Annotated in this window: 20 protein-coding genes and 1 pseudogene; 5 read left to right on the forward strand and 16 right to left on the reverse strand. The window is 43.5% G+C overall.

Annotated features, from left to right (window positions below; translation table 11 throughout):
• Positions 1-43 precede the first annotated feature (43 nt).
• Both ACFSVM_RS10375 and ACFSVM_RS10380 read right to left on the reverse strand, forming a co-directional pair.
• Entirely contained in the window at positions 44-1198 is a 1155-nt protein-coding gene (locus ACFSVM_RS10375) for an alpha/beta hydrolase (protein ID WP_379261925.1), read from the reverse strand.
• A gap of 325 nt (positions 1199-1523) precedes the next feature.
• On the reverse strand, positions 1524-2528 hold the full coding sequence (locus ACFSVM_RS10380; RefSeq protein WP_379261927.1) for an aldo/keto reductase: 1005 nt from the start codon (positions 2526-2528) through the stop codon (positions 1524-1526).
• A 232-nt stretch (positions 2529-2760) separates the two neighbouring features.
• On the opposite strand from ACFSVM_RS10380, the gene ACFSVM_RS10385 reads away from it, so the two are divergent.
• The gene (locus ACFSVM_RS10385) at positions 2761-3600 is read left to right on the forward strand and encodes an AraC family transcriptional regulator (RefSeq protein WP_379261929.1); all 840 of its coding nucleotides are present in this window, start codon (positions 2761-2763) and stop codon (positions 3598-3600) included.
• A gap of 74 nt (positions 3601-3674) precedes the next feature.
• Here the strand turns inward: ACFSVM_RS10385 and ACFSVM_RS10390 are convergent, their stop codons facing one another.
• Both ACFSVM_RS10390 and ACFSVM_RS10395 read right to left on the reverse strand, forming a co-directional pair.
• Positions 3675-4343, reverse strand: a complete 669-nt coding sequence (locus tag ACFSVM_RS10390) for a DNA alkylation repair protein (protein WP_379261931.1) — start codon at positions 4341-4343, stop codon at positions 3675-3677.
• A 75-nt stretch (positions 4344-4418) separates the two neighbouring features.
• Positions 4419-5762, reverse strand: coding sequence for an aminotransferase-like domain-containing protein (locus ACFSVM_RS10395; RefSeq protein ID WP_379261933.1), 1344 nt, complete (start codon positions 5760-5762; stop codon positions 4419-4421).
• Between the two features lie 166 nt (positions 5763-5928).
• Between ACFSVM_RS10395 and ACFSVM_RS10400 the strand changes: the two genes are divergently transcribed.
• Positions 5929-6870, forward strand: coding sequence for a DMT family transporter (locus ACFSVM_RS10400; RefSeq protein WP_076313992.1), 942 nt, complete (start codon positions 5929-5931; stop codon positions 6868-6870).
• A 32-nt stretch (positions 6871-6902) separates the two neighbouring features.
• The gene (locus ACFSVM_RS10405) at positions 6903-7199 is read left to right on the forward strand and encodes a nitroreductase family protein (RefSeq protein ID WP_379261935.1); all 297 of its coding nucleotides are present in this window, start codon (positions 6903-6905) and stop codon (positions 7197-7199) included.
• Positions 7200-7462: 263 nt separating this feature from the next.
• On the opposite strand, the gene ACFSVM_RS10410 is transcribed toward ACFSVM_RS10405, so the two are convergent.
• The 4 genes and pseudogenes from ACFSVM_RS10410 to ACFSVM_RS10425 form a co-directional block, all read right to left on the reverse strand.
• The gene (locus ACFSVM_RS10410) at positions 7463-8578 is read right to left on the reverse strand and encodes a glycoside hydrolase family 88/105 protein (protein ID WP_379261937.1); all 1116 of its coding nucleotides are present in this window, start codon (positions 8576-8578) and stop codon (positions 7463-7465) included.
• A 441-nt stretch (positions 8579-9019) separates the two neighbouring features.
• Positions 9020-9190, reverse strand: a pseudogene (locus ACFSVM_RS10415) (MmcQ/YjbR family DNA-binding protein); the annotation flags it as partial.
• A gap of 9 nt (positions 9191-9199) precedes the next feature.
• A complete protein-coding gene (locus ACFSVM_RS10420; RefSeq protein WP_274337146.1) occupies positions 9200-9625 on the reverse strand; it encodes a MaoC family dehydratase in 426 nt (141 codons plus the stop codon).
• A gap of 276 nt (positions 9626-9901) precedes the next feature.
• Positions 9902-10267: a cupin domain-containing protein gene (locus ACFSVM_RS10425; protein WP_076314118.1), complete on the reverse strand. Its 366-nt coding sequence runs from the start codon at positions 10265-10267 to the stop codon at positions 9902-9904.
• Between the two features lie 358 nt (positions 10268-10625).
• Here ACFSVM_RS10425 and ACFSVM_RS10430 point away from each other — a divergent pair, with 358 nt between their 5' ends.
• Positions 10626-12122, forward strand: coding sequence for a lytic polysaccharide monooxygenase (locus ACFSVM_RS10430; protein ID WP_379261940.1), 1497 nt, complete (start codon positions 10626-10628; stop codon positions 12120-12122).
• A gap of 173 nt (positions 12123-12295) precedes the next feature.
• On the opposite strand, the gene ACFSVM_RS10435 is transcribed toward ACFSVM_RS10430, so the two are convergent.
• Positions 12296-13978, reverse strand: a complete 1683-nt coding sequence (locus tag ACFSVM_RS10435) for a carbohydrate-binding protein (RefSeq protein WP_379262972.1) — start codon at positions 13976-13978, stop codon at positions 12296-12298.
• A 309-nt stretch (positions 13979-14287) separates the two neighbouring features.
• Positions 14288-15262, reverse strand: coding sequence for an aldo/keto reductase (locus tag ACFSVM_RS10440; protein ID WP_379261942.1), 975 nt, complete (start codon positions 15260-15262; stop codon positions 14288-14290).
• A gap of 204 nt (positions 15263-15466) precedes the next feature.
• On the opposite strand from ACFSVM_RS10440, the gene ACFSVM_RS10445 reads away from it, so the two are divergent.
• The gene (locus ACFSVM_RS10445) at positions 15467-16018 is read left to right on the forward strand and encodes a TetR/AcrR family transcriptional regulator (RefSeq protein ID WP_076313987.1); all 552 of its coding nucleotides are present in this window, start codon (positions 15467-15469) and stop codon (positions 16016-16018) included.
• A 176-nt stretch (positions 16019-16194) separates the two neighbouring features.
• Here ACFSVM_RS10445 and ACFSVM_RS10450 read toward each other — a convergent pair whose 3' ends face one another.
• Genes ACFSVM_RS10450 through ACFSVM_RS10475 form a run of 6 tightly spaced genes read right to left on the reverse strand, consistent with a single transcriptional unit; the run spans position 16195 to position 20538 of the window.
• Entirely contained in the window at positions 16195-16833 is a 639-nt protein-coding gene (locus tag ACFSVM_RS10450; protein ID WP_379261944.1) for a nucleotidyltransferase family protein, read from the reverse strand.
• A gap of 56 nt (positions 16834-16889) precedes the next feature.
• Positions 16890-17723 carry an ABC transporter permease subunit gene (locus ACFSVM_RS10455; protein ID WP_379261946.1) on the reverse strand — a complete coding sequence of 278 codons (834 nt, stop codon included), beginning with the start codon at positions 17721-17723 and terminating at the stop codon, positions 16890-16892.
• Entirely contained in the window at positions 17720-18628 is a 909-nt protein-coding gene (locus ACFSVM_RS10460; protein ID WP_379261948.1) for an ABC transporter ATP-binding protein, read from the reverse strand. Before ACFSVM_RS10460 ends, ACFSVM_RS10455 begins: the two co-directional genes overlap by 4 nt.
• A 19-nt stretch (positions 18629-18647) precedes the next feature.
• Complete coding sequence (locus ACFSVM_RS10465) at positions 18648-19427, reverse strand: ABC transporter permease (protein ID WP_379261950.1); 780 nt, start codon at positions 19425-19427, stop codon at positions 18648-18650.
• Positions 19424-20347: an ABC transporter ATP-binding protein gene (locus tag ACFSVM_RS10470; RefSeq protein ID WP_076313982.1), complete on the reverse strand. Its 924-nt coding sequence runs from the start codon at positions 20345-20347 to the stop codon at positions 19424-19426. Before ACFSVM_RS10470 ends, ACFSVM_RS10465 begins: the two co-directional genes overlap by 4 nt.
• Positions 20344-20538, reverse strand: coding sequence for a PLD nuclease N-terminal domain-containing protein (locus ACFSVM_RS10475; protein ID WP_370510353.1), 195 nt, complete (start codon positions 20536-20538; stop codon positions 20344-20346). Before ACFSVM_RS10475 ends, ACFSVM_RS10470 begins: the two co-directional genes overlap by 4 nt.
• Positions 20539-20549: the final 11 nt, after the last annotated feature.

The following is a 20549-nucleotide window of genomic DNA, read 5'->3' on the forward strand; positions in this document are numbered from 1 at the left end:
GAACTAGAGCACCTTTAGGCACCCTAGCCTCAACACACTCTACTTATGAGAAAATACGAACTGTAAGTCCACCTGTAAAACCTTCAATGCTGGCCGTCAGATCTGCATGATTAAGAAAATCAAGTGCTCTGCTATCTGTATGTATAACAGGCTTCAGCTCTCCATTAACACGCTGGTTCACAATATGTATTCGGCAGTGATCCCCCACATAGTCAACGCCCTCCAGCGCATAATCTGCTCGAATGTTAGTCAGGTTACCTTCATAATAATCCTGCACGTCCTCAGCCCCCTGGACAATATCACCTTTGAAGAAAGGGCTTTCACTGCTTCCTGTAAAAAAGACAGCAATCTGCTTATCCGTTCCCGTATCTTTCCTCACCTCGCTGCCTGTAATTTGAACATCAATCGTTAACACTTCCTTTTTTCCTTTTAAAAATTGATGTATGGAAACAATCATACTTTCCGTTTGTTCCTCGGTAAAATGATGTCCGGCCTCCTTGATGAGTTGCAGTTGACATTGACCTGTTTCATAAGAATTTTGGGCTTGAACAGAATAACTGTAATGTACAATCTCATCTGAGGTGCCATGGATCAGAAGTACAGGTCCTTTGTAAGGAATGATCTCTTCATAAGGATCCATATCTGCGGCAGTCTCATGAAACATCTTGCCAATAGTCATTTTCCCGCAATCTATAATTTCAGGAACACAATTGATATCATAGGATGAGTTCGCTAATGCACCTCTTCGGGCATCGTCCGGAATACAAAATGCCGGGTAAATAAGTATTATTGAGTGTACTTCATTTGCGCGTTTGGCAGCGGCAAGCGCCGATACAAATCCGCCCTGACTAAACCCCATTAATGTCAATTTGCTGTCATCAACATAAGGTAACTCTTTAACATAGTCCATAACGGCTATCAAATCGTCACGTTCGGTCAGTACAGTCATCTCCGTTGATTTTCCGTCACTTCTTCCCTCTTCATCAGGGCAACCGCCACAGAAGTCAAAACAGTATGTCGCATATCCCCATCCTGCAAACGTTCGGCAGTATGATTCCAGGTTCATTGAATTTCCACCAAATCCATGACTAATGATGATCGCTGGTAAATGATCTCCTTGTGGCAGGAATTCTCTTCCTCGAATCATCAGCCCCTCTCTTCTGCAACAAAAATCACGCTCGATTAATCGGTTAACCATCCGTAGCACCTCTCCCTGTAATACGTCATAAATTACATACAAGCTGTTTTGCTGATCTCCTGTTATATATACTGATTGTCCTAAGTGAATTAGTGCAAAACCAACCTTTCTGTTTTCGATATAAGCAAGCTACTCTCCTCCTAACAAAATTTAAAACAAACGAATTGAAGAAAGGGAAGTACCACCCGTTAGATCTATGGCATGATTTGTGAACAAATGAAAAACACCTCCAAGGTTGTTCTCCATATCTTTACGATAAGAGGTATTCCCTTGAAAGTGTTTTATTTTGTTTCACACACGTCTATTAAAGCACATGTTCAATTCATTACCAAGGGAAATTCCCTATTTGTTCTAGCACACTATCAATCCTTTTAAGTTCGTCTTCGGTTAATGCTGGGAAAGATACGGATGCTGCATTTTCCTCAATCTGGCTTACCTTGCTTGCTCCGATTAACACGGAGGTAACTCCACCTTTTCGCAAAGCCCACGTAAGTGACATTTGTGCCAAGCTTTGTCCGCGGTGAGCTGCAATGGATTCTAGTTCACGAAATTTAGAGAGTCTTTCTGCAGTTACCGCCTGAGGCTTCAACGTGATTTCGCCGGAATTCAATTCATGCTCCAACTTGTCTATATATTTGCCTGTTAATTGGCCACGACCAAGCGGACAAAATGCGATGGATCCTACGCCTTGTTCCTGCAGCACTTCTGTTAGACCATCCTCAATCCACCGATTCAGCATAGAATAGTTAGGCTGATGAACAAGGAGGGGCGTTCCAAGCTCCTTAAGAATTTCAGCAGCTCGTCTTGTTTCTTCCGGACCATAGTTGGACAAACCGACATATAGTGCTTTCCCTTGTTTCACCGCTTGTGCAAGTGCGCTCATCGACTCTTCCAAGGGAGTATCAGGATCAGGTCTATGGTGATAAAAAATATCAACGTAATCGATTCCCATTCGTCTCAAGCTTTGATCCAAACTCGCGAGCAAATTTTTACGAGAGCCCCATTCTCCATATGGCCCGGGCCACATGTAATACCCCGCTTTTGTTGATATTAGCATTTCATCGCGATATGGCATCATGTCTTTCTTGAGTATTCCTCCAAATGTTTCCTCAGCTGATCCTGCAGGGGGACCATAGTTATTGGCTAGATCAAAATGTGTGATACCCAGGTCAAATGCACGCCGTATCATCGCCCTTGATTCTTCAAAGGGTTTATTGCCTCCAAAGTTCTGCCATAATCCAAGTGAAATAGCAGGAAATTTTATACCGCTTTTACCGGATCGCCTATACTCCATCCTATTGTACCGTTGATCATTCGCCTGATATATCATGACTATTTCTCCTCTGAGTAAGAATTAAACTAACAAATATTAGGTTCGTATTACTAGTTAGATCTTACAAGAAAAGAAAAGTGTTTATAATGTCACAATGTGTTTCTCTTATGGTTTTATGTATGTTATCTCTTAGGGATAAGATGCGAGATCTATTCGATCATGCTCGTAATGTGGTACTGTTAATTTTATATATCAAACGTTTAAGCTTTACGGCAAAGGAGTTATCTGCATGACCGAATTTATTTCACCGAACCCTCATTTGCATGATCTCTATTTAATCCAATTTGGTATGGAATCCTGTAAGCCTGGACACTCCTTCGGCCCGTCCATACGTGAATACTACAAAATACATTATATTCTTGATGGTGAAGGTGTGTTTCAATATGAAGGAAGAAGGTACAATCTAAAAAAAGGTGACGGATTTCTTCTCTGTCCTGAGAAAGTCGCTTTTTATAAAGCAGATCATGAACGTCCGTGGCATTATTGCTGGATTGGATTCAATGGAACATCTGTTGAAAATTTGCTTCTTGAAGCAGGACTTTCAAACGAAGTGCCTATATTTCATATGAATAACGGCTCCTTAACTCAATATGTTGAAACGATGTTGAGGACAAATTCGAGTGCTCAGGGACGCAGCATCTATTTAAATGGACTATTGTATATGTACTTTGGTGAGCTGGCACAAAGAAGCACTGAAATTAAAAGTGTAGTTTCTCATAACCCAAAAGAAAAATACGTAAACCAAGTCATCGATTTTATTAGATTAAATTATGACAGTAGAATTACGGTGGAAGGCATCGCAAAGAGCATTGGTTTGCAGCGAAATTACCTAGGCAGTGTATTTAAAGAGTACACGGGTCTTAGTATACAAGCTTTTCTCATCAAGTATCGAATGAACAGAGCATGCGACCTTTTACATCACGTGCATTTATCGATTGGTGATACTGCACGCTCGGTGGGCTACGAGGATCCACTATTATTTTCAAAATTATTTAAGAAAACGATAGGTCATTCTCCTTCAGCTTATCGGGAACAAATAACTTCGTTTTCTGCTGAAGAAAGCTCATAGTCTAAGCTCATTACTCTCTTTGAATTTGATATTGAAGCTGATCACGAAATGGAATAATCTTCATCTCTAAGGAACTATTTATTTTGTCGTTTGCTAACTTCAATTGTGATAAACTCCGGTAGATAGCTGGGAGTACATCCTTTTGATACGATCTCATCTTTGTAAAGACCCGTTTTCTCACCAAATTTAATACAACGTGAACGATGCTTCTCATCATAAACGCCTATCCAGCCTGCGGTGAAATTCATAGCCCATTGAACTTCCGGTTCCTCCTGCGTAATATTAGCCTCTAATGTAGATAGTAAGTCTGCGGTGTTATCAGGCGGTGTTTGTCCAGTCCATCTCAATCGCGCTTGATAATACCAGTAAGCTCGTCTTTGAAGAGCAGAAGGGCTATTTTCCCATGACTCCATCATTGCAATCGTCTTCTTGTCTTTGGTGAGCTGATTAGCCATTAGCCAATCCATTAAGTTATTTCGCTCATCAAAAGTGTGAGTGAGCATATCCTTATCAAGCAGATTTAGCACTTCTTGTGAAAGTAATTTTTTATCCATAATTAAGATTGCTAATAGTCTGGGCAAAAACTCTTCGGTTGACCACAGTTCCATCGCTAGCTCGTGATCTTTTTTAATGTCCTTTGCGATTTTTCGTAAGTCGCCTAGCTTTGTTTTACTATTAAACTGGGATAGAATGCTTTCTGCTTTTGAAGAACGTTTTATTTCGGTAGCTTTATTTTCATTCATTTTATTCAGCTCCTTAATCTCCAAATTATTGATCCTCTTCCTGGTCCCTCAACTTTGTATACGCACGTGCGATATCTATGTCCCCATCTCCCTCCCTACTTCCTCCATAATTATTCTCACTCCCTCTTCAATTTTCTCCGGCTTGACCAGCGAGATACTGACTCGCATAAACTTTTCCCGCTCAAGCCAGTTTGTTAAATAAAACTGCTTTCCGGCCATGACTTTCACATTCCTCACCGACAGCCGCTTCATCAGCCGATCCAAGTTAACGGTTTGCGGTAGCTTGAACTGAATATACAGGCCGGAGTCGACCCCCGATAATTTCACGTATCCCGCGTCATTTTGACGGCTTACCGCATCGTTTACCCCCTTGATCCGCGCTGCATATTGGCTTCTGATCTTATATTTGTGCCGTTCATACATGCCGTTTCTGATATATACATCAAGCGCCGCTTGCGACAATAGCGAAGTATCGGCATGCCCCTTGTATGCGAGGAATGTATCCAATAGCCGTTCCGGCAGCACGACCGTACCTAAGCGCAAACCCGGGAAAATAATCTTGGAGAAGCTCTTCACGTAAACGACATGCGATGTCCGGTTATACGTGTAAATTGAATCAAATCCTTTTTCCTCTCCTAAATCCCCCATATAATCGTCCTCGACGACGTACACATCGTATTTTCCCGCTAGCCTGGCAATTGTCTTTCGCTCTTCCGCGCTGTACGTGGTTCCTAGTGGATTGTGATATCTGGACATTGTGTAGAAAAATTTAATTCCTCCGTACTTGAACTTCTGTTCCAGCACCTGCAGATCAACGCCAGCTGCGCTTCGCGGAATTCCATCGACCGGAATGCCCTCCGCCTCAAGATATCGCAAGTAGATATCGTAACTTGGCTGCTCAACCAGAATGGTCTCTTTACCATTTGGAAATGGCATTCTAGCCAAAATTTCCAATGCCCGCTGAGCTCCCGAAGTGATCATAATTTGCTCCATTTTGGCAAACACCTGGTCATTCGCCAAGTGGGACATTAACGTCTGTCGAAGCTTCGTCAACCCTCTCAAATCGCCACCCGTAAACAGCTGTTGCTTATACGTATCAATTGCCTTGTTCAAGCAATGCTGGAAGTCCATATAAGGAAATACGTTAATATCCGGCAGTGCTGATGAAAAATCAATCTTGTTGTCATCTCTGCCACTGGATAGGTCTTCCGGTTTGGCAACGACATAGTACCCACTTTGGGGAATGGAATAGATGGCGTGTTTCTTTTCCAGTTCAGCGTAAGCCCGGACGGCGGTACTGACGCTGCATCCGTACAGTTTTGCGGCATCACGGACGGAAGGCAGCCTTTGTCCTGGGTGGTAGTGCCCATCATTTATTTTGAGTTCCATATCGGTAAGGATAGACAAGTATCTTTTCACGCTGCTCACCTCTTCCTTCCATTTCATCATACTTGATACGAACAACTGTATCGATACAATTTTGTAAATTTGTTGTTGTTGGCATCTTCATTTCGCTTTACCATTTCAATTATCACTTCCATGTTCGCGAACATGACACTAATTGTTGAAGGAGGCAAATGCTTGAATGAATTCTTCCGGAATCAAACTTGCTTATCTCTGCGCGGTTCTGAATGCTTTGATCATAGGTTTTTCATTTGTATTCACCAAGATTGCACTCGAATTCGCCGAACCCCTAGATACACTGACATTCCGCTTCGCCGCATCATTCGCCGTGATATCCATCCCTGTACTGCTGGGCCGGGTCCGTTTAAACTATCGTAGGAAGAAGCTTCACAAGGTACTGCTCTTGGCCATTCTGTATCCGCTGGGATTTTTTACGCTCCAATCATACGGCCTGAAGTATGCCACTTCAAGCGAAGGGGGGATTCTGTTTGCTTTCACACCGATTTTAACGGTGCTGCTGGCATTCCTGTTTTTAAAAGAAACGACCACTCTCTTGCAAAAGCTATCCATCTGTCTGTCGGTCAGCGGAGTCCTGTTTATCTTTATCATGAAGGGCAGCCGAATCGACTGGTCCAACATGACGGGGATCATTCTCTTATTCTTGTCTTGCTTGATAATGGCAGGGTACAACGTACTCGCGAGACGGCTGCTTAAATCATTCAGTCCTGCGGAGATGACGTATTTCATACTCGGCATTGCCTTTCTTTCCTTCCTTTCTGTGTCACTCACCGGGCATGCAGCGGCAGGAACGATTGATCAATTGTTCTCTCCGCTTGCCAGCGGTACGTTTATCGTGTCCATCCTCTATCTTGGCATCATGTCCACACTGGTTACGGCGCTTAGTTCAAACTTTGCCTTGTCCAGAATCGAAGCATCCAAAATGAGCGTATTCTCCAATCTATCGACGATTGTGTCTATCATTGCAGGAGCGCTTTTGCTTGGCGAGGAAGTCAGAATGTACCATATAATCGGTTCTGCGCTTATTATTGCCGGTGTCATGGGAACCAATCTGCTAGGGAACAAATGGGAGGAGCAAGTTCTTCATCGTGCAAAAGCCGGATAAAGATTAATATAAATAAAGGAGCGGATAGAACTATGTCAGATATTATACAAAAGGAATTCTTCGCTTTGGTTCGGAATCGCCATGCCGTCAAACATTTCGACTCTAACTATAAGTTAAATAAGCAAGAAATCATGACAGCCAAGGCCAAAGGGCTCGACTCCTGTCCTATAGGCGGATTTGATAGCGATGCATTCAATGCTGAGTTTGCGGTTCCATCTCGGTATATTCCGATCCTGCTGGTGGCCATCGGCAAGGGAACTGTCTGTGCCCACCCATCCAGCCGCTTCCCTGTTGAACAAACAATCACTTGGAACAGCTTCCGATCTTAACATGTTAACACTAGACAGATTGGTACCTCCTAAGACTTCATTGATAAGTAAAAAAAGCCGCTCGTTTCACGAAAGGGAACTGAGCGGTAACATGATACACTGGTATGCGATAGAAGTTTTCATTAAACCATAGAGATCTAACGAAAATGCCCTAGGAATCTTCCTAGGGCATTTGTTATATAACAACATCTATATCATTAAAATAAGAGCTTTCCAACTTAGCGTAATATCCGCTAATCATATACTCAAAATCTGCTGAGAAATCACTTTGCTTCAATTCCCTTCTCTTTCTCTAACTTAGTAGGACTTAGATTCAATCCTTCCTGAGTAGTTGAGCCTTCCTCCTGTGATTCAACCATCTCAATTACTGCCGCTAGGAAAGCGAGACCCAGCCCTTGCCCCCAGCCTTGTGCCCATTTCCGGTCAATGCGCAGATACCCTTCAATGTCGTTCATAACAGCTGTTCCGCCCGAGACGTTCATTACTCGTCCGTTCGCGGAGATGTTGGCAAGGACGCCGTCTAAGGCCTTTCGAACGTACTTCGCATGAAGCGGATTATCTTGCATTATCATGGCGGCAGCGATACCCGAAGTGGCGGATACTTCACCATACGCCTCCGGGTAATCAAGTACAGTTCCCCAGAGTCCGTCTTCCTTCTGCAGCTTTTTAATTGCCGCAAGCTGATCTCGAAGTGAACTCCAGATATGCATCATCGGAGGATATAGATAACCTTCAGGCACCCCTCTTGCTGCACGAGACATCGTGTAAGCGGCCCAAGCGTTAGCACGCGCCCAATGAATTCCTGACATGTGGTCTTTGTTGATATGATTATAGCCGTGATACCATAGACTGTTGTCCTCATCCTGCAAATAATTGATATGCCAGAAATACTGATGCAGAGCATCGTCAACTAATCGTTTCTCCTTCAGCTTGACGCCAACACGAAGCATAAAATAGGCGGCCATAAATAGGGTGTCTGCCCAGCATTGCTCTGGAAAATCATTTTTTGAGGACACGGTATGCTGAAGTACACGATCCCCAAAACGCAATGCCTTGTTCTCCAAATAATCCACCTTACTGAGAATAAGATCGAGGTACTTCTGGTCATTTGTCTGCTCATACAGAGTAATTAACATATGCCCCATAGCGCACGTGTTTACCGTCCATCGCGGAAGACCTGCTTCCAGATATTCATCTACCCAATCTGCCATTCGTTCCAAGTAGACCTGTTCACCAGTCACTTCAAATGCCCGGCTTACGCCGTAGAAGGCAACCCCGCCTGGCCAATCCCAAGTCAAATCCATGCCAAATGTGTAATCCACCACACGATCCGCTATTTGTCTTAAATCGGCAGCAGAGTTAGGAATATTTAATTTCATAAATCCTCCATTTCCGGATCCTCCACATACAGCAGAGGCACCTATAAGTTGATAAGAATGAATGGCTTCAGAAAGACCTTATATGAATATGTAATTCCATACATTTAACCTTAACGTTGCTAAGATTCCTGGCATTTTCATCAACACATTCGTTCGCTGCTCTTCACCCCAAATCTCATGAATTTTTCCTTCAAGCACTCCTGTTTTCTCATCGTAACTGACGATAAGCATCGGCAAAATCAGAATTGAAGCGCTTCCACAACAAAATCACTGCAATGTTGGTTTTTTGGATGATTAGGATTGTACACATATTATAGGCAATATATAAATATAAAGTCTACTACTTTATGTCCGTTTATGATGCAAATCAACATAATCACAGATGTTCACTGTCACTAATCGTTAGAAAATGGGGTAGTTGATTAACTTGACCTCAATCGACTACGTCTGTATCTTTGGCTTCGGCTTCGTAAGTTCAAAGCTGTGATGCACCATCTCGAAGATATCATCCTCTTTCATGTTACGATCCAAAATAATCGTATTCCAGTGCGTTTTGTTCATGTGATAACCAGGTTTAACATCTTCAAAAATGGTACGTAGCAAATCAGCTTTGTTTGTTTTTTATTTTCTTATTAGTACTGTCAGTTCTCCTTCAAAAACGACCTCCTCTTTCTCATTAAACGTTGTTAGTAAAACAGTTACTAATCCGGTTTCATTGCGTTTTTCCCTCAGTTCAGTGACCTTCACAAGAGTATATAATTCGTCCCCCGGATAAACAGGTTTTATAAACTTGATATTATTCATAGCAGTTCCGGCAATGACTTCATCACCATAATTACCTGTTTCAACCCATAGTTTGAACGAAACCGCTAGGGTTTGAATTCCTGAGGCTATAATTCCATTGAATCTTCCCTGATTCGCTTTGTCCTCGTTTAAGTGCATATATTGGGGATCGAATTCAGACGCAAACCTGATGATATCATCCTTGGACAATCTCAAGGACTTGGTTTTAAATTCTTGTCCAATATAAAATTCTCCAAACCTCATTTATTCACACCTTCTTATTTTCATTTATGCTCTGCCCATAGTGTAGCATTTTTAATAAAAATCCTGCCAGTTTGTTTTTGAATCACCAACTTCATTCCTAAATCATCAAAAAACCATTTCCGTAAGGAAATGGCTAGATGTTACGACAATTGTATCAATGTGCTCCTCCATGCGCTTGTTAACTTAGTAATACAGTCAAAGGATATGACAATTTGTTGATCTCTTCATCTTTACACTACATATCTTTACTCTACATATCTTACCAAACGTTTCAGCTCAAACCCACACATCATTGAGTGCTGTTAAGTTTGAGTCTGCTGTGCCCGTGTTTATTGTGCCTTTAGGCTCCACCAGCATGATATGACACTCCTTGTTGGCAAAGGGCTTGTGTTCTACTCCCCTTGGTACAATAAACATTTCTCCTTTGGACAGCTTGACCTGACCATCTCGAAAATCAATGAACATCTCCCCATCGATCACAATAAAAACCTCATCGGTGTCTGTATGATTATGCCATACAAAATCACCGGCAATCTTGACCAATTTAAATTGGTAGTTATTCATTTCCCCAATGACTTTTGGAGACCAATGTTCATTAAACTTTGACAATTTCTCCGACAGATTAATCGTTTGGTATTTGATTTGAATTCCTCCTCTTATTACGATATTCACGACGCCCGCCACTTTAAGCTGCCGGACTTATGTATTGCACGAACATGCCGGCCGCGATGCGGTTAGAAAATACGTAATTTTTAAATCTAAAACATTCTAGAAAAAATTGGATTATCCTGCCTGTTCTTAATTAGCGGCTCTTTTCATCGTTAACAGACGCATGTCGTTTGTGCTAGATTTAAAAAAGTCGTAGTCCCTTATACCTGAATGAATAGGACTAGCAGATGAGTCGTTTAGATTATTTTCCGATTGTGTCTTCACAATCTTTCTACAATATCCGATAATTTTTGATGTCTCTGAGAGTTGTCAATACATTTAAAGGAGAGAGATGATGATTAGTAAAATGTTTAACAATTTAAACTTAAATGCAGGGGTTAAGAGGAAAAAGGCACTGCAAGCAGCATCGTTACTCGTATGTGGAGTCATCGGATCAATGTTATTCGTTGATCAAGTATCTGCTCATGGTTATATTCACTCTAGTCGTGCGGCTCTATGTAAGGAGCAGAAGAACACAAGCTGCGGACCCGTGCAATACGAACCGCAAAGCGTGGAAGGTCTGGGCGGCTTCCCGGCGAGTGGACCTGCTGATGGCCATATCGCAGGTGGTGGTGTGTTCCCACAGCTTGATGAGCAGACAGCTACTCGTTGGAGTAAAGTAACGATGCATGGCGGGAAGAACACCATAAATTGGACATTGACTGCCCAACACGCAACGAAAGAATGGAAGTATTACATAACCAAGAAGGACTGGAACCCAAATAAGCCTTTAGCTCGCTCTGATTTTGAGCTTATTCAGACGTTTAACGATGGCGGAGCCAAGCCGTCAAGCTCGGTTTCGCACCAAATTAACTTGCCGACAGATCGCAGCGGCTATTATGTAATTCTGGGTGTATGGGAAATTGCGGATACCGCAAATGCTTTTTATCAGGTAGTGGATGTGAATTTGATTAACGATACGAACGGAACTCCAGATCTACAGGATACAACGGCACCAGCGGCCCCTACTGCAGTGACCTCTCCTGTACAAACGACGAACACAGTTGAACTGCGCTGGAACGCAGCTTCCGATAACGTAGGTGTTAATCATTATGAGTTGTATCGCAATGGGGTGAAGGTACAGACGGTAACCGGTACTTCCGTTGTCGATACAGGACTGGAAGCAAATACCTCTTATACGTATACGGTAAAGGCTGTGGATGCGGCAGGTAATGTTTCCAAGGAAAGCACTGCAATTACAGTGACAACCAAGCCAATCCCAGCTAAAGATACAACGGCCCCAACGGTCCCGACCTCCCTGCACACGATGGGACAGACGACCTCGACGATTGATCTCATGTGGAACGCCTCTATGGATAATGTAGGGGTGAAGCACTATGAAATCTATCGTAATGGGGTTAAAGTTCAGACCGTAACAGGTACATCGGCAACAGACAGCGGCTTACAGCCGAACACAGAGTACACATACGTTGTGAAGGCAGTTGATGCGGCAGGCAATGTATCGGAAGCGAGTAATACTATTACATTGAAAACAAAAGAACAACAAGCCGGAGAATTACCAGCGTGGGATCCTTCAAAAGTGTATACAAGCGGTAACCTTGTTGTGTTCCAAGGCAATGAATATGAAGCGAAATGGTGGACGCAAGGCAATCAACCCGATAATTCGGATGCATGGAAGCTGCTCAGCAGCATAACACCAGTATGGAGTGCGAGCAAATCTTACTTTGGTGGAGATCGTGTCCTATATGAAGGCGTTACATACCAAGCGAAGTGGTGGACGCAAGGCAATGTGCCTAGTCAACTAGGTGTTTGGCAGATTGTACAATAAAAGAACAAAATTATCATTGCTAGTAAAGATAAGAAAAGACTTTACCGTCTCAACTGGACGGCAAAGTCTTTTTTTTTTGAAACAATAGCTACTTTATTGTCTTGAAGAGATTATTGAAACTGAAAAAGCCGCGGATTACGCGGCTATGGATTGCTTCAATGTATATGGCATGATTATTGAACAGCTGTGACCGTAATGTTATCCACATTCGGTCCTTCTGAGCCAGTTGTGACCACTTTAATCGAATTGGTTCCCGCGTTCATGGGAACCTGAATGTTTTTTTCACTCCAAGTCGACCAGCTTCCGGTTGCAGGAAAAGGTTCGTTGCTGATGACTTTGGTTCCGTTAACGAATATATCGAGGTTACGAGTTCCGCTTTCCAATGCATAACGAAACTTCACGTTTTTGGTACCTGTAATCGTGTTATTAATGGCATTCCATTGGATGGCCGAATTCGTCAAAGTGCTGAAGTTCACGTATCCGGCCCCAGTGTATCCAGGATAGAGGGTTTCAATGACCGCATCGGTAAGAGTCGTACTTGTCTCCGCTTCGTAAGTTGTGCCACTACCTGGATTATTACCACCGCTACCGGAGATACTGGCTACGAATGTCGTTACACTCTGGGCTGGCAGTTGTGCCGTAAAGGCTCCACCTGACACTGTAATCGGCGTTCCGCTTGCAAGATTTCGGCTGCTATCTGTAACCCATGAGGATACGGTAGAGGCGTTACCGTTTTGTAGAACAAATCTTTGGCTTGCAGCGGAGGTGCCGCGATTAATCGCAACAATGACCACCTTGTTATCGCCTTTGTAGGCTGACACAAAAGTATTGGTATCCGGATTTTTGGTTGCATCTACTCTGTAATATCCTGGCCGAACAAATTTGGAGAAGTGTGCCATGTTATATCCACGTTTGCTAATACTCCCGTCCTCATTCATCGGACCATATTGTCTCCGAATATACCACCATACATAAGCCTGGAAATCCCCTTCAACCATGGCATTGTGCATATGGTAAGATACGTCCAATGCCTCAGGCCAGCGGTCCGATGAGTTGTTATCACTGTTCGGATAGTACACTTCGGTCATCCACAGCTCTTTGCCAGCTCCTTTTTGCTTAAAGAGCGGGTATGCAAAGTCTTTGAACTGGGTTCCATACGTATGTGCTCCCAAAATATCCATGTTGGCAAGTGCCTGAGGATCATTCAGGATCGGATCAGACATGTTTTTCAAATATTGAAACGATTCAGGCGCCATGACCTTTGTATTTTGGATGGACCCAGCATTCTCCTTCATGAAACGGAGCATCTCCTGTGGTGTCCACCAGGTCCAGTCATGGGCATAATCCGGCTCATTTTGAACCGAGATAGCATACAGGTCTACGCCATTGTTTTTCATATAATTTACAAAGTCGTTCAGATGCTGCGCGTACGCGGCATATTTGTCATATTTCAGTCGTTTGGCGTTCGGATCCCCATTGTGGGTAAAGGTTTCGACCATGTCACTCGGAGGGTTCCACGGTGAAGCGAATACAAGTGCACCTTGCTCAATCGCTCTTTTTGCGGTAGGAACCTCTCTGTACCAGTTATTTCGATCTTCGTCGACATAGATTCTCAGAATGGAAAAACCAAGCTGATTCGGTCCATTGCCAAATGCGGTTTCACGCTGAGCTGGCGTCAAATCGCCGATCCAAGCTGGATGGTTAATTCCTCCGAAGCCCTTGATCAGCTGTTTCTCAGAGGACAGATTAATGTTGGCATCACTAGCGGCTGATACATTTGTCGGGGTTAACACTAGAGGCAGAATGGTTAATAAGGCCAACAAAATATGGAACGATTTTGTTAATTTCACTTTCATCATCTTCACTCTCCTTAACTAATGTTAGAAATGAAAACGCATTCAATAATAGAAGCTTCTTCGTCTATCAAAGGTATACTTACCACTTCCTCTCGTATTGCATAAAATGTAAAACAAAATAATTATTTTTTGTAAATCTTACAATATAATTCTCGGGGTTAAAACCTGATATATTATAGTTCTTTTACATACATAGTCGTTCCATATTCCATCACCCTGCTATAGTAACGGCAGCCGAAGAATCGGCTGCCGTTGTCTACACATTATGTTAACCTTCTTCTTGGTTGTACAGTTGGTCAAATATCCTTCTCAATCATGGCCAACGATTCGATGAGGTACATAGGGCTCTTCCAAAAATGAAATTTCTTCGGAAGTTAGTTTAATGGAAAGGGCGGTTTGCGCATCTTCGAGTTGAGATATTTTAGTCGCACCGACAATTGGAGCGGTAACTGGATCTTTGTGGAGAAGCCATGCAAGTGCGATATGGACCCTCCGAACGCCATGCTTCTCGGCAAGGTTATTGACCCGTTCGATCACCAATTGATCAGCATCCGCTGTTGCATCATATTTTTGTTTGGCAATTTCATCTGTTTCAGCACGATGTGTAGCTGCCTCCCGCGCCAATCTTCCTCCTGCTAGCGGGCTGTAAGGGATAACCGCGATTTTCTCTTCCGCACAAAGCGGCAGCATTTCTCTCTCCTCTTCGCGGTAAATGAGGTTCAAATGATCTTGCATGGATACGAAGCGGGTCCATCCATTTTTCTCTGCTACATGTAGCGCCTTTTGGAACTGCCATGCCCACATGGCAGAAGCACCGATATATCGTGCTTTACCCGCCTTAACTACGTCATGAAGAGCCTCCATTGTCTCTTCAATGGGTGTGTCAGCATCCCAACGGTGTATTTGGTACAAATCCACGTAATCGGTCTTCAGTCTCTTAAGACTCTTATCGATTTCGCTCATGATCGCTTTGCGGGAAAGCCCAGCGCCATTAGGTCCTTGGTGCATTCTTCCATGTATCTTCGTTGCAATGACAATCTCATCACGGTCAGCATAATCCTTTAACGCTGCTCCAAGAACTTCCTCGCTGGTCCCCTCAGCGTAAACATTTGCTGTATCAAAAAAGTTGATTCCCATTTCCAATGCTTTTTTTATGATGGGACGAGACTGTTCTTCATTCAGTACCCAGCGATGATGCCCTTTTGAAGCATCACCAAACCCCATACACCCTAGACAAATTCGGGATACATCCAATCCTGTATTACCAAGTTTCGTATAATACATCTACTTGTTCCACCCTTTTTAAATAATTAAAGTGATTTTAATTTAAACCTTAGCGATAAAATGAACATTGATCGATTAATCAACAATCGTTTATAATTTTAACCAGAAACAAAAGCGATTCAATAATCAATATTTCACGATGTGTGGTTTACTCAACAGCTTTGCAGGAATTGCCCATTATCTCACAAGGAGAAGACTATAGAAATGACCAACACTAAAGTAGATCGAAGGGTTCTTAAATCTCAAGAAGCCATAAAGAAAGCCATTCTTGAATTAATGACTGAGAAAAATTTTGACGCTATTACCATTCGAGATATCGCTGATAGAGCCAACGTGAACCGAGGAACCATTTACCTTCACTACCTGGATAAATACGATTTACTGGATAAGATCATTGAAGAACACATCAACAATCTCCGTGAACTTTGTCATTCGGCATCTGAAATGAGCTTCCAAGAAGGAAATTACGTCTGGTTTGAATATTTTGCAGATAATCACTTGTTCTTCTCAACAATGCTGAATACTAAAAGTGCGGCTTATTTTCGAAAACAGTTTCTTGAGTTAGTTGTTCAAGAATATCGGGTTGAAGTGAATGTAACAGAAGGAATAAATGAAGATTTAAATGAGGAAGTTATTCTTCAATTTTTTGCAGCAGCTGTTGTAGGGGCCGTGGAATGGTGGTTCAGGAATGGATTAACCATCCCTCCTCGCGTTATGGCCAAGCAAACTGGAATTCTGTTAGATCGAAATTTATAGTCATCCAACTTGACTCAATATTGCGAATTTCCCAAGACGGCCACTACATAAAATAAACAAACTGACGCCGATCGAGTATCGACACCAGTTTGCTTCTATAAATGGCCACACCAAAATTTAAGTACTCCACGCAGCTTAGTATAAAGCTTCTCTCTAGCCAGCTCATCTGTAGCCGATTAATCCCAAGGAATAATAGTAAGGGCTGGCCATATTCCCTTCCATCTATCTACTTTTTTCTCATAAATCTCTTTTGTGATTTGGGCTTTATTTGCTCTTACAATTAAAGAGAATAGATCATTCAAACCGAACGGTGCATATATGCTCCATTCTCCATTCACATCTTTTCGCATCCCTATCGATGTAGCAGTTGTCGGCCAAGTGTTTATGGCTTCTTCAAGTGAAGAATATGGATTTATGGGATACCCAAAATGGTTCTCATACCATAAATGGACACGTGATTGATTTTTTATATCGAGTCTTATAGGAAGATTTCCGAACCTTTGTTTTACTTTATCGATAACCTCGCATTCCTTGTCATATGAAAGATCAGAATCAAAATAAACAAAATCAATATCATTGATCCCATAATTTACAGGTAACCCGCATGCATAGTTCCAAATGCTTTGGGCGATGCATCCTGCACCTATATAATAATCTGTTAGTTTTAGGTCAGGTGCTTCCATGAGAATATGATTTGTAATAGGATTCAACGTAACAATCTCTGTAAGACTATTGATTTGACTGAACAAGTCTTTATTGCGAGCCAATAAGTTCATATCTGTCATCATCCCCCCTATTAGAAGCGAAGCTTTCATCTAAGTCCTCTTTTTATTCATCAACACAAAAGGCAGCCGTTCCTGGTTCTTTAATTTTAATGGACTTGGCGCTCAAATAACACATTCCGTTGATTCATTTTTGTTAGCCGGCGCAATAAAAAGATATTGATAATGAACAACAATAAACCAGTGATAAGCAGGATCTGTGGACTTAGGAACACGATTCCCGTGATTTGGGAGATTGCAGCTCCGACGATGGGCAGTACGACGACGCCTCCTAATTGCTGAGCTTCTTGGAACCCTTTGGAACGCGCGGAGATAAAGATGCTGATCAGAATAACTAATCCGGTGAACATTGGCGTCACCCACAGCAGGATGATGCCCCAGGATAGATTCGGGAAGATCAAACCGTCGAACATGGAGTATGACAGCCCATTAATGACGATACCGCACAGAACAAAGCTCACGAGCGTAACGATAAAGGTAGGAATGAAGGTCCCGACCAATTTGCCCATAAACAGGTCTTTTACCTCGATCGGAGCGAACAGTAGACTTTCCAGCGTTCTGCGCTCCTTCTCTCCGACTAGACTGTTCAATGCAATCATTAACGAATTCAGCACAGGGATAAGCATAAAGAAGGGTCCAAGCATGTAGTTAACGAAAATGTAGATGATTTGATGATTAATCGTGGGAAGTTGGGTGATTAATGCGTTCTTGTCTCCAGTAGGCAGCTGATTAACAACCCTCTGTACCATGTTGACTAAATCTGAATCAACAATATTCACCAATTTCATTGCGAGGATCAAGCCTCCTGGTAACAGCACACCGAATACAAGTGGCAGTATTATAATCCCGATCCATACCTGCGCGTTGCTTGTGATTGCTTTAATATCCTTCTGAGCGATGGCTCTAATCTGGATCCAATTCATGATTTCTCCCCCCTCACGTGAAAATATAGAGATTCCAGGTCATGATTCATGATCTCGACAGTGTGCACCCATGTTTCTTCCAATATTTTACGTAGTAAAACCGATATCAAATCGGTTGAAGGCAGCTCCAGCAGGATCTCACTTGGGCCTAGTCGTTGAACGAGATAACCATGGTAGCTATTATTTTCTACGGATAATCCTGTGGTTAAACGAAGCTGAACCGTTGTAAAATGCCTCTTATTCAGCTCTTCTTTCGTCCCAATGTCCAGTACGGTGCCGTTGCTCAAGAATATATAGGAATGACACAGTGATTCCAACTGCTGCAGCACATGCGAACAGAGGATGATCGTCGTGCCATGAGCTTCATTCATCGCTTTCAGGTCACTTACAACTTGCTTGATGCCTTCCGGATCGAGACCGTTTGTCGGCTCGTCCAGAAACAATATCTCCGGTTGATGGAGAAGTGCCTTCGCCAAGGCCAAACGCTTTTTCATACCGGTGCTGTAGCTTCCAACCTTCTTGTCCTGAGCTTTTTCCAGGCCATATTGCTGCAACAATTCTCGAATTCTTTGTTCATCATAGCAGTTGTAAAGTTTGGCGAAAAATCGCAAATTATCTATACCGCTCATCTCATGATACAGTCCTGCTCCCTCCGTAACTACGCCACTAAGACGCCGGATAGCATTTCCGTCGGTGACCGGATCGAAACCATTGATCCACATCGTGCCTTGATCGGGAAGGATGACGCCATTCATCAAGCGAACGAGCGTCGTTTTTCCAGAGCCGTTTGGACCAAGCAGTCCGACTATACTCCCCTTCTCAATCGAGAAGGAGACTCCTGTTAATACCTTCTGTGTATTGTAGCTTTTATTAATGTCACGAACTTCGATGTAGGATGAATTCAAAATATCGCTCCTTTTTATGTTATAGTTTGGATTTTCTTATCCTCACTTGATGAGCTGCGACGAAGAAAAAGAATATCATGCATATCAAGCAGAGGATTGCCGCGCCCAAGGCACCCGTAGGTTCATTGCTTGCCTGCAGCCACTGCATCGATATTTGCGGCAAGGAACCCGGGCTGTAAGCTGTAAACCGTGGCAGCCACCCCGAAGCTACGGACAGCAGTATTGCCGACCCTAAACTGATGAAGGCGATGTCTGCCGCAGAATTTATGAGAGAGCTAATAAGCAGCGTAAGCGATCCGGTAAACCAGAGCCACAGCAAATAGAGAAGTCCTGCTCTTAGGGCTGTCCCGGTCTCGACGCTTCCAATTATCTGAACAGTATAATACCAGGCACCCGCATAGCCTAACACGAATGATACGGTAACGAGAGACAGCATGCTCGCCCACTTCGCCGCAGCATAGGATACGTAAGACACCGGCTTTGCAAAGATCATCTGCGAAACCCCGCTTTGCCTCTCACCTGAAATCATCGTCATGAGGGACAGCACCAGAATCATGAGCCCGACAGAGTTGTATTGACTAAGCGTCTGCCCCATCACTTCCGTTCCAGAAGGAAGCTCGATGTTGATCATCATGCCTTTAGGCATATTACCGGCAGATTCCAAAATGACCGGCAAAAAACGTGTGACCAAAGGCTGCATGATCCCCAGCATCAGAAACACGAGCGGCACCCACAGCCATTTATAGCTGCGTCCCATCTCCAGCATTTCTTTACGAAGAAACAATAAGAACTGCCTCATGATTGCACCACCTTCATAAATAAGTCTTCGAGTGTGCTGTGGCCTGCTTCTAGCGAACGAATCATGATGCGGTGGGATACTGCATCGGCCATGAGTGCAAGGGAAGCTTGCTCCACGTTCGCGACCCTCATCTTTGCACGCCCTCCAGAAATCTCGGAATGGATGACAAAATCCTTGCCGCAGACAGCGGTTAACCAGGACCGCGATGCCTCGTCTCCACCCACCTCCAGACTGATCACTGGCTCGCTGTAAGTTTGGCGGACATGATCAAGACTTCCTTGGAGGGCAATATCGCCACTCCGAATCATGAGAATTTCATCACAAACCTCTTCAACGTCATGCAGCACATGTGTGGAAAACAAGACCGTTGTCTCCTTGCGAATGCGCTGAAGCAGAGTCAGTACATCCTTGCGTCCTGTGGGATCGAGCGCTGACACGGGCTCATCAAGAATGAGCAGCTTCGGCTTATGAATGAGTGCCTGAGCAAGCCCCAAACGCTGCTTCATGCCGCCTGAATAACCGCCGATCTTGCGCTTCCCCGCATCCCGAATGCCTACTGCCTCAAGCCATTCTCCCGTCTCCTTCTTGGCCTCATGGCTTGTCAAACCGGCAAGCTCCCCAGCATAGAGCAGAAATTCAGCACCGGTCATCCAGGGATAAAACACAGGCATTTGAGGTAAGAAGCCGATGTATGGACGCCGATCCGTAGTCGGGCTTCCGTTTACCAGCAGCTCAATCGAACCTCCTGACGGTTGGAGTAATCCAGCCAGCATATTGATCGTGGTTGTTTTGCCGGCACCATTTGGACCGAGCAGAGCGGCGCAGCTGCCTTCCGTAATATTGAACGATATTCCTTTGACAACTTCACGCTCCTTAAAGCGCTTGGATAAATCCCTTACCTGCAGCAATGTTTGGGTCATGAGACATCCTTCCTTCCGAAGACAAAATAAGCAACAGAGCCCAGAATGTTACCACACAAGATGATGATGACCCACAACCATTTGGGTCCGCGAGTTGCTTCCGCTTTATATAAAGATATCAATCCTACCACAGCCAAAATCAGCTGCAGGACGATGATAGGCATAATCAGATTCCAAGGTATGCTTGACATTGTATCCATGA

Origin of the sequence: Paenibacillus shunpengii (assembly GCF_042684905.1) — a bacterium.
Classification (GTDB): Bacteria; Bacillota; Bacilli; order Paenibacillales; family Paenibacillaceae; genus Paenibacillus; species Paenibacillus shunpengii.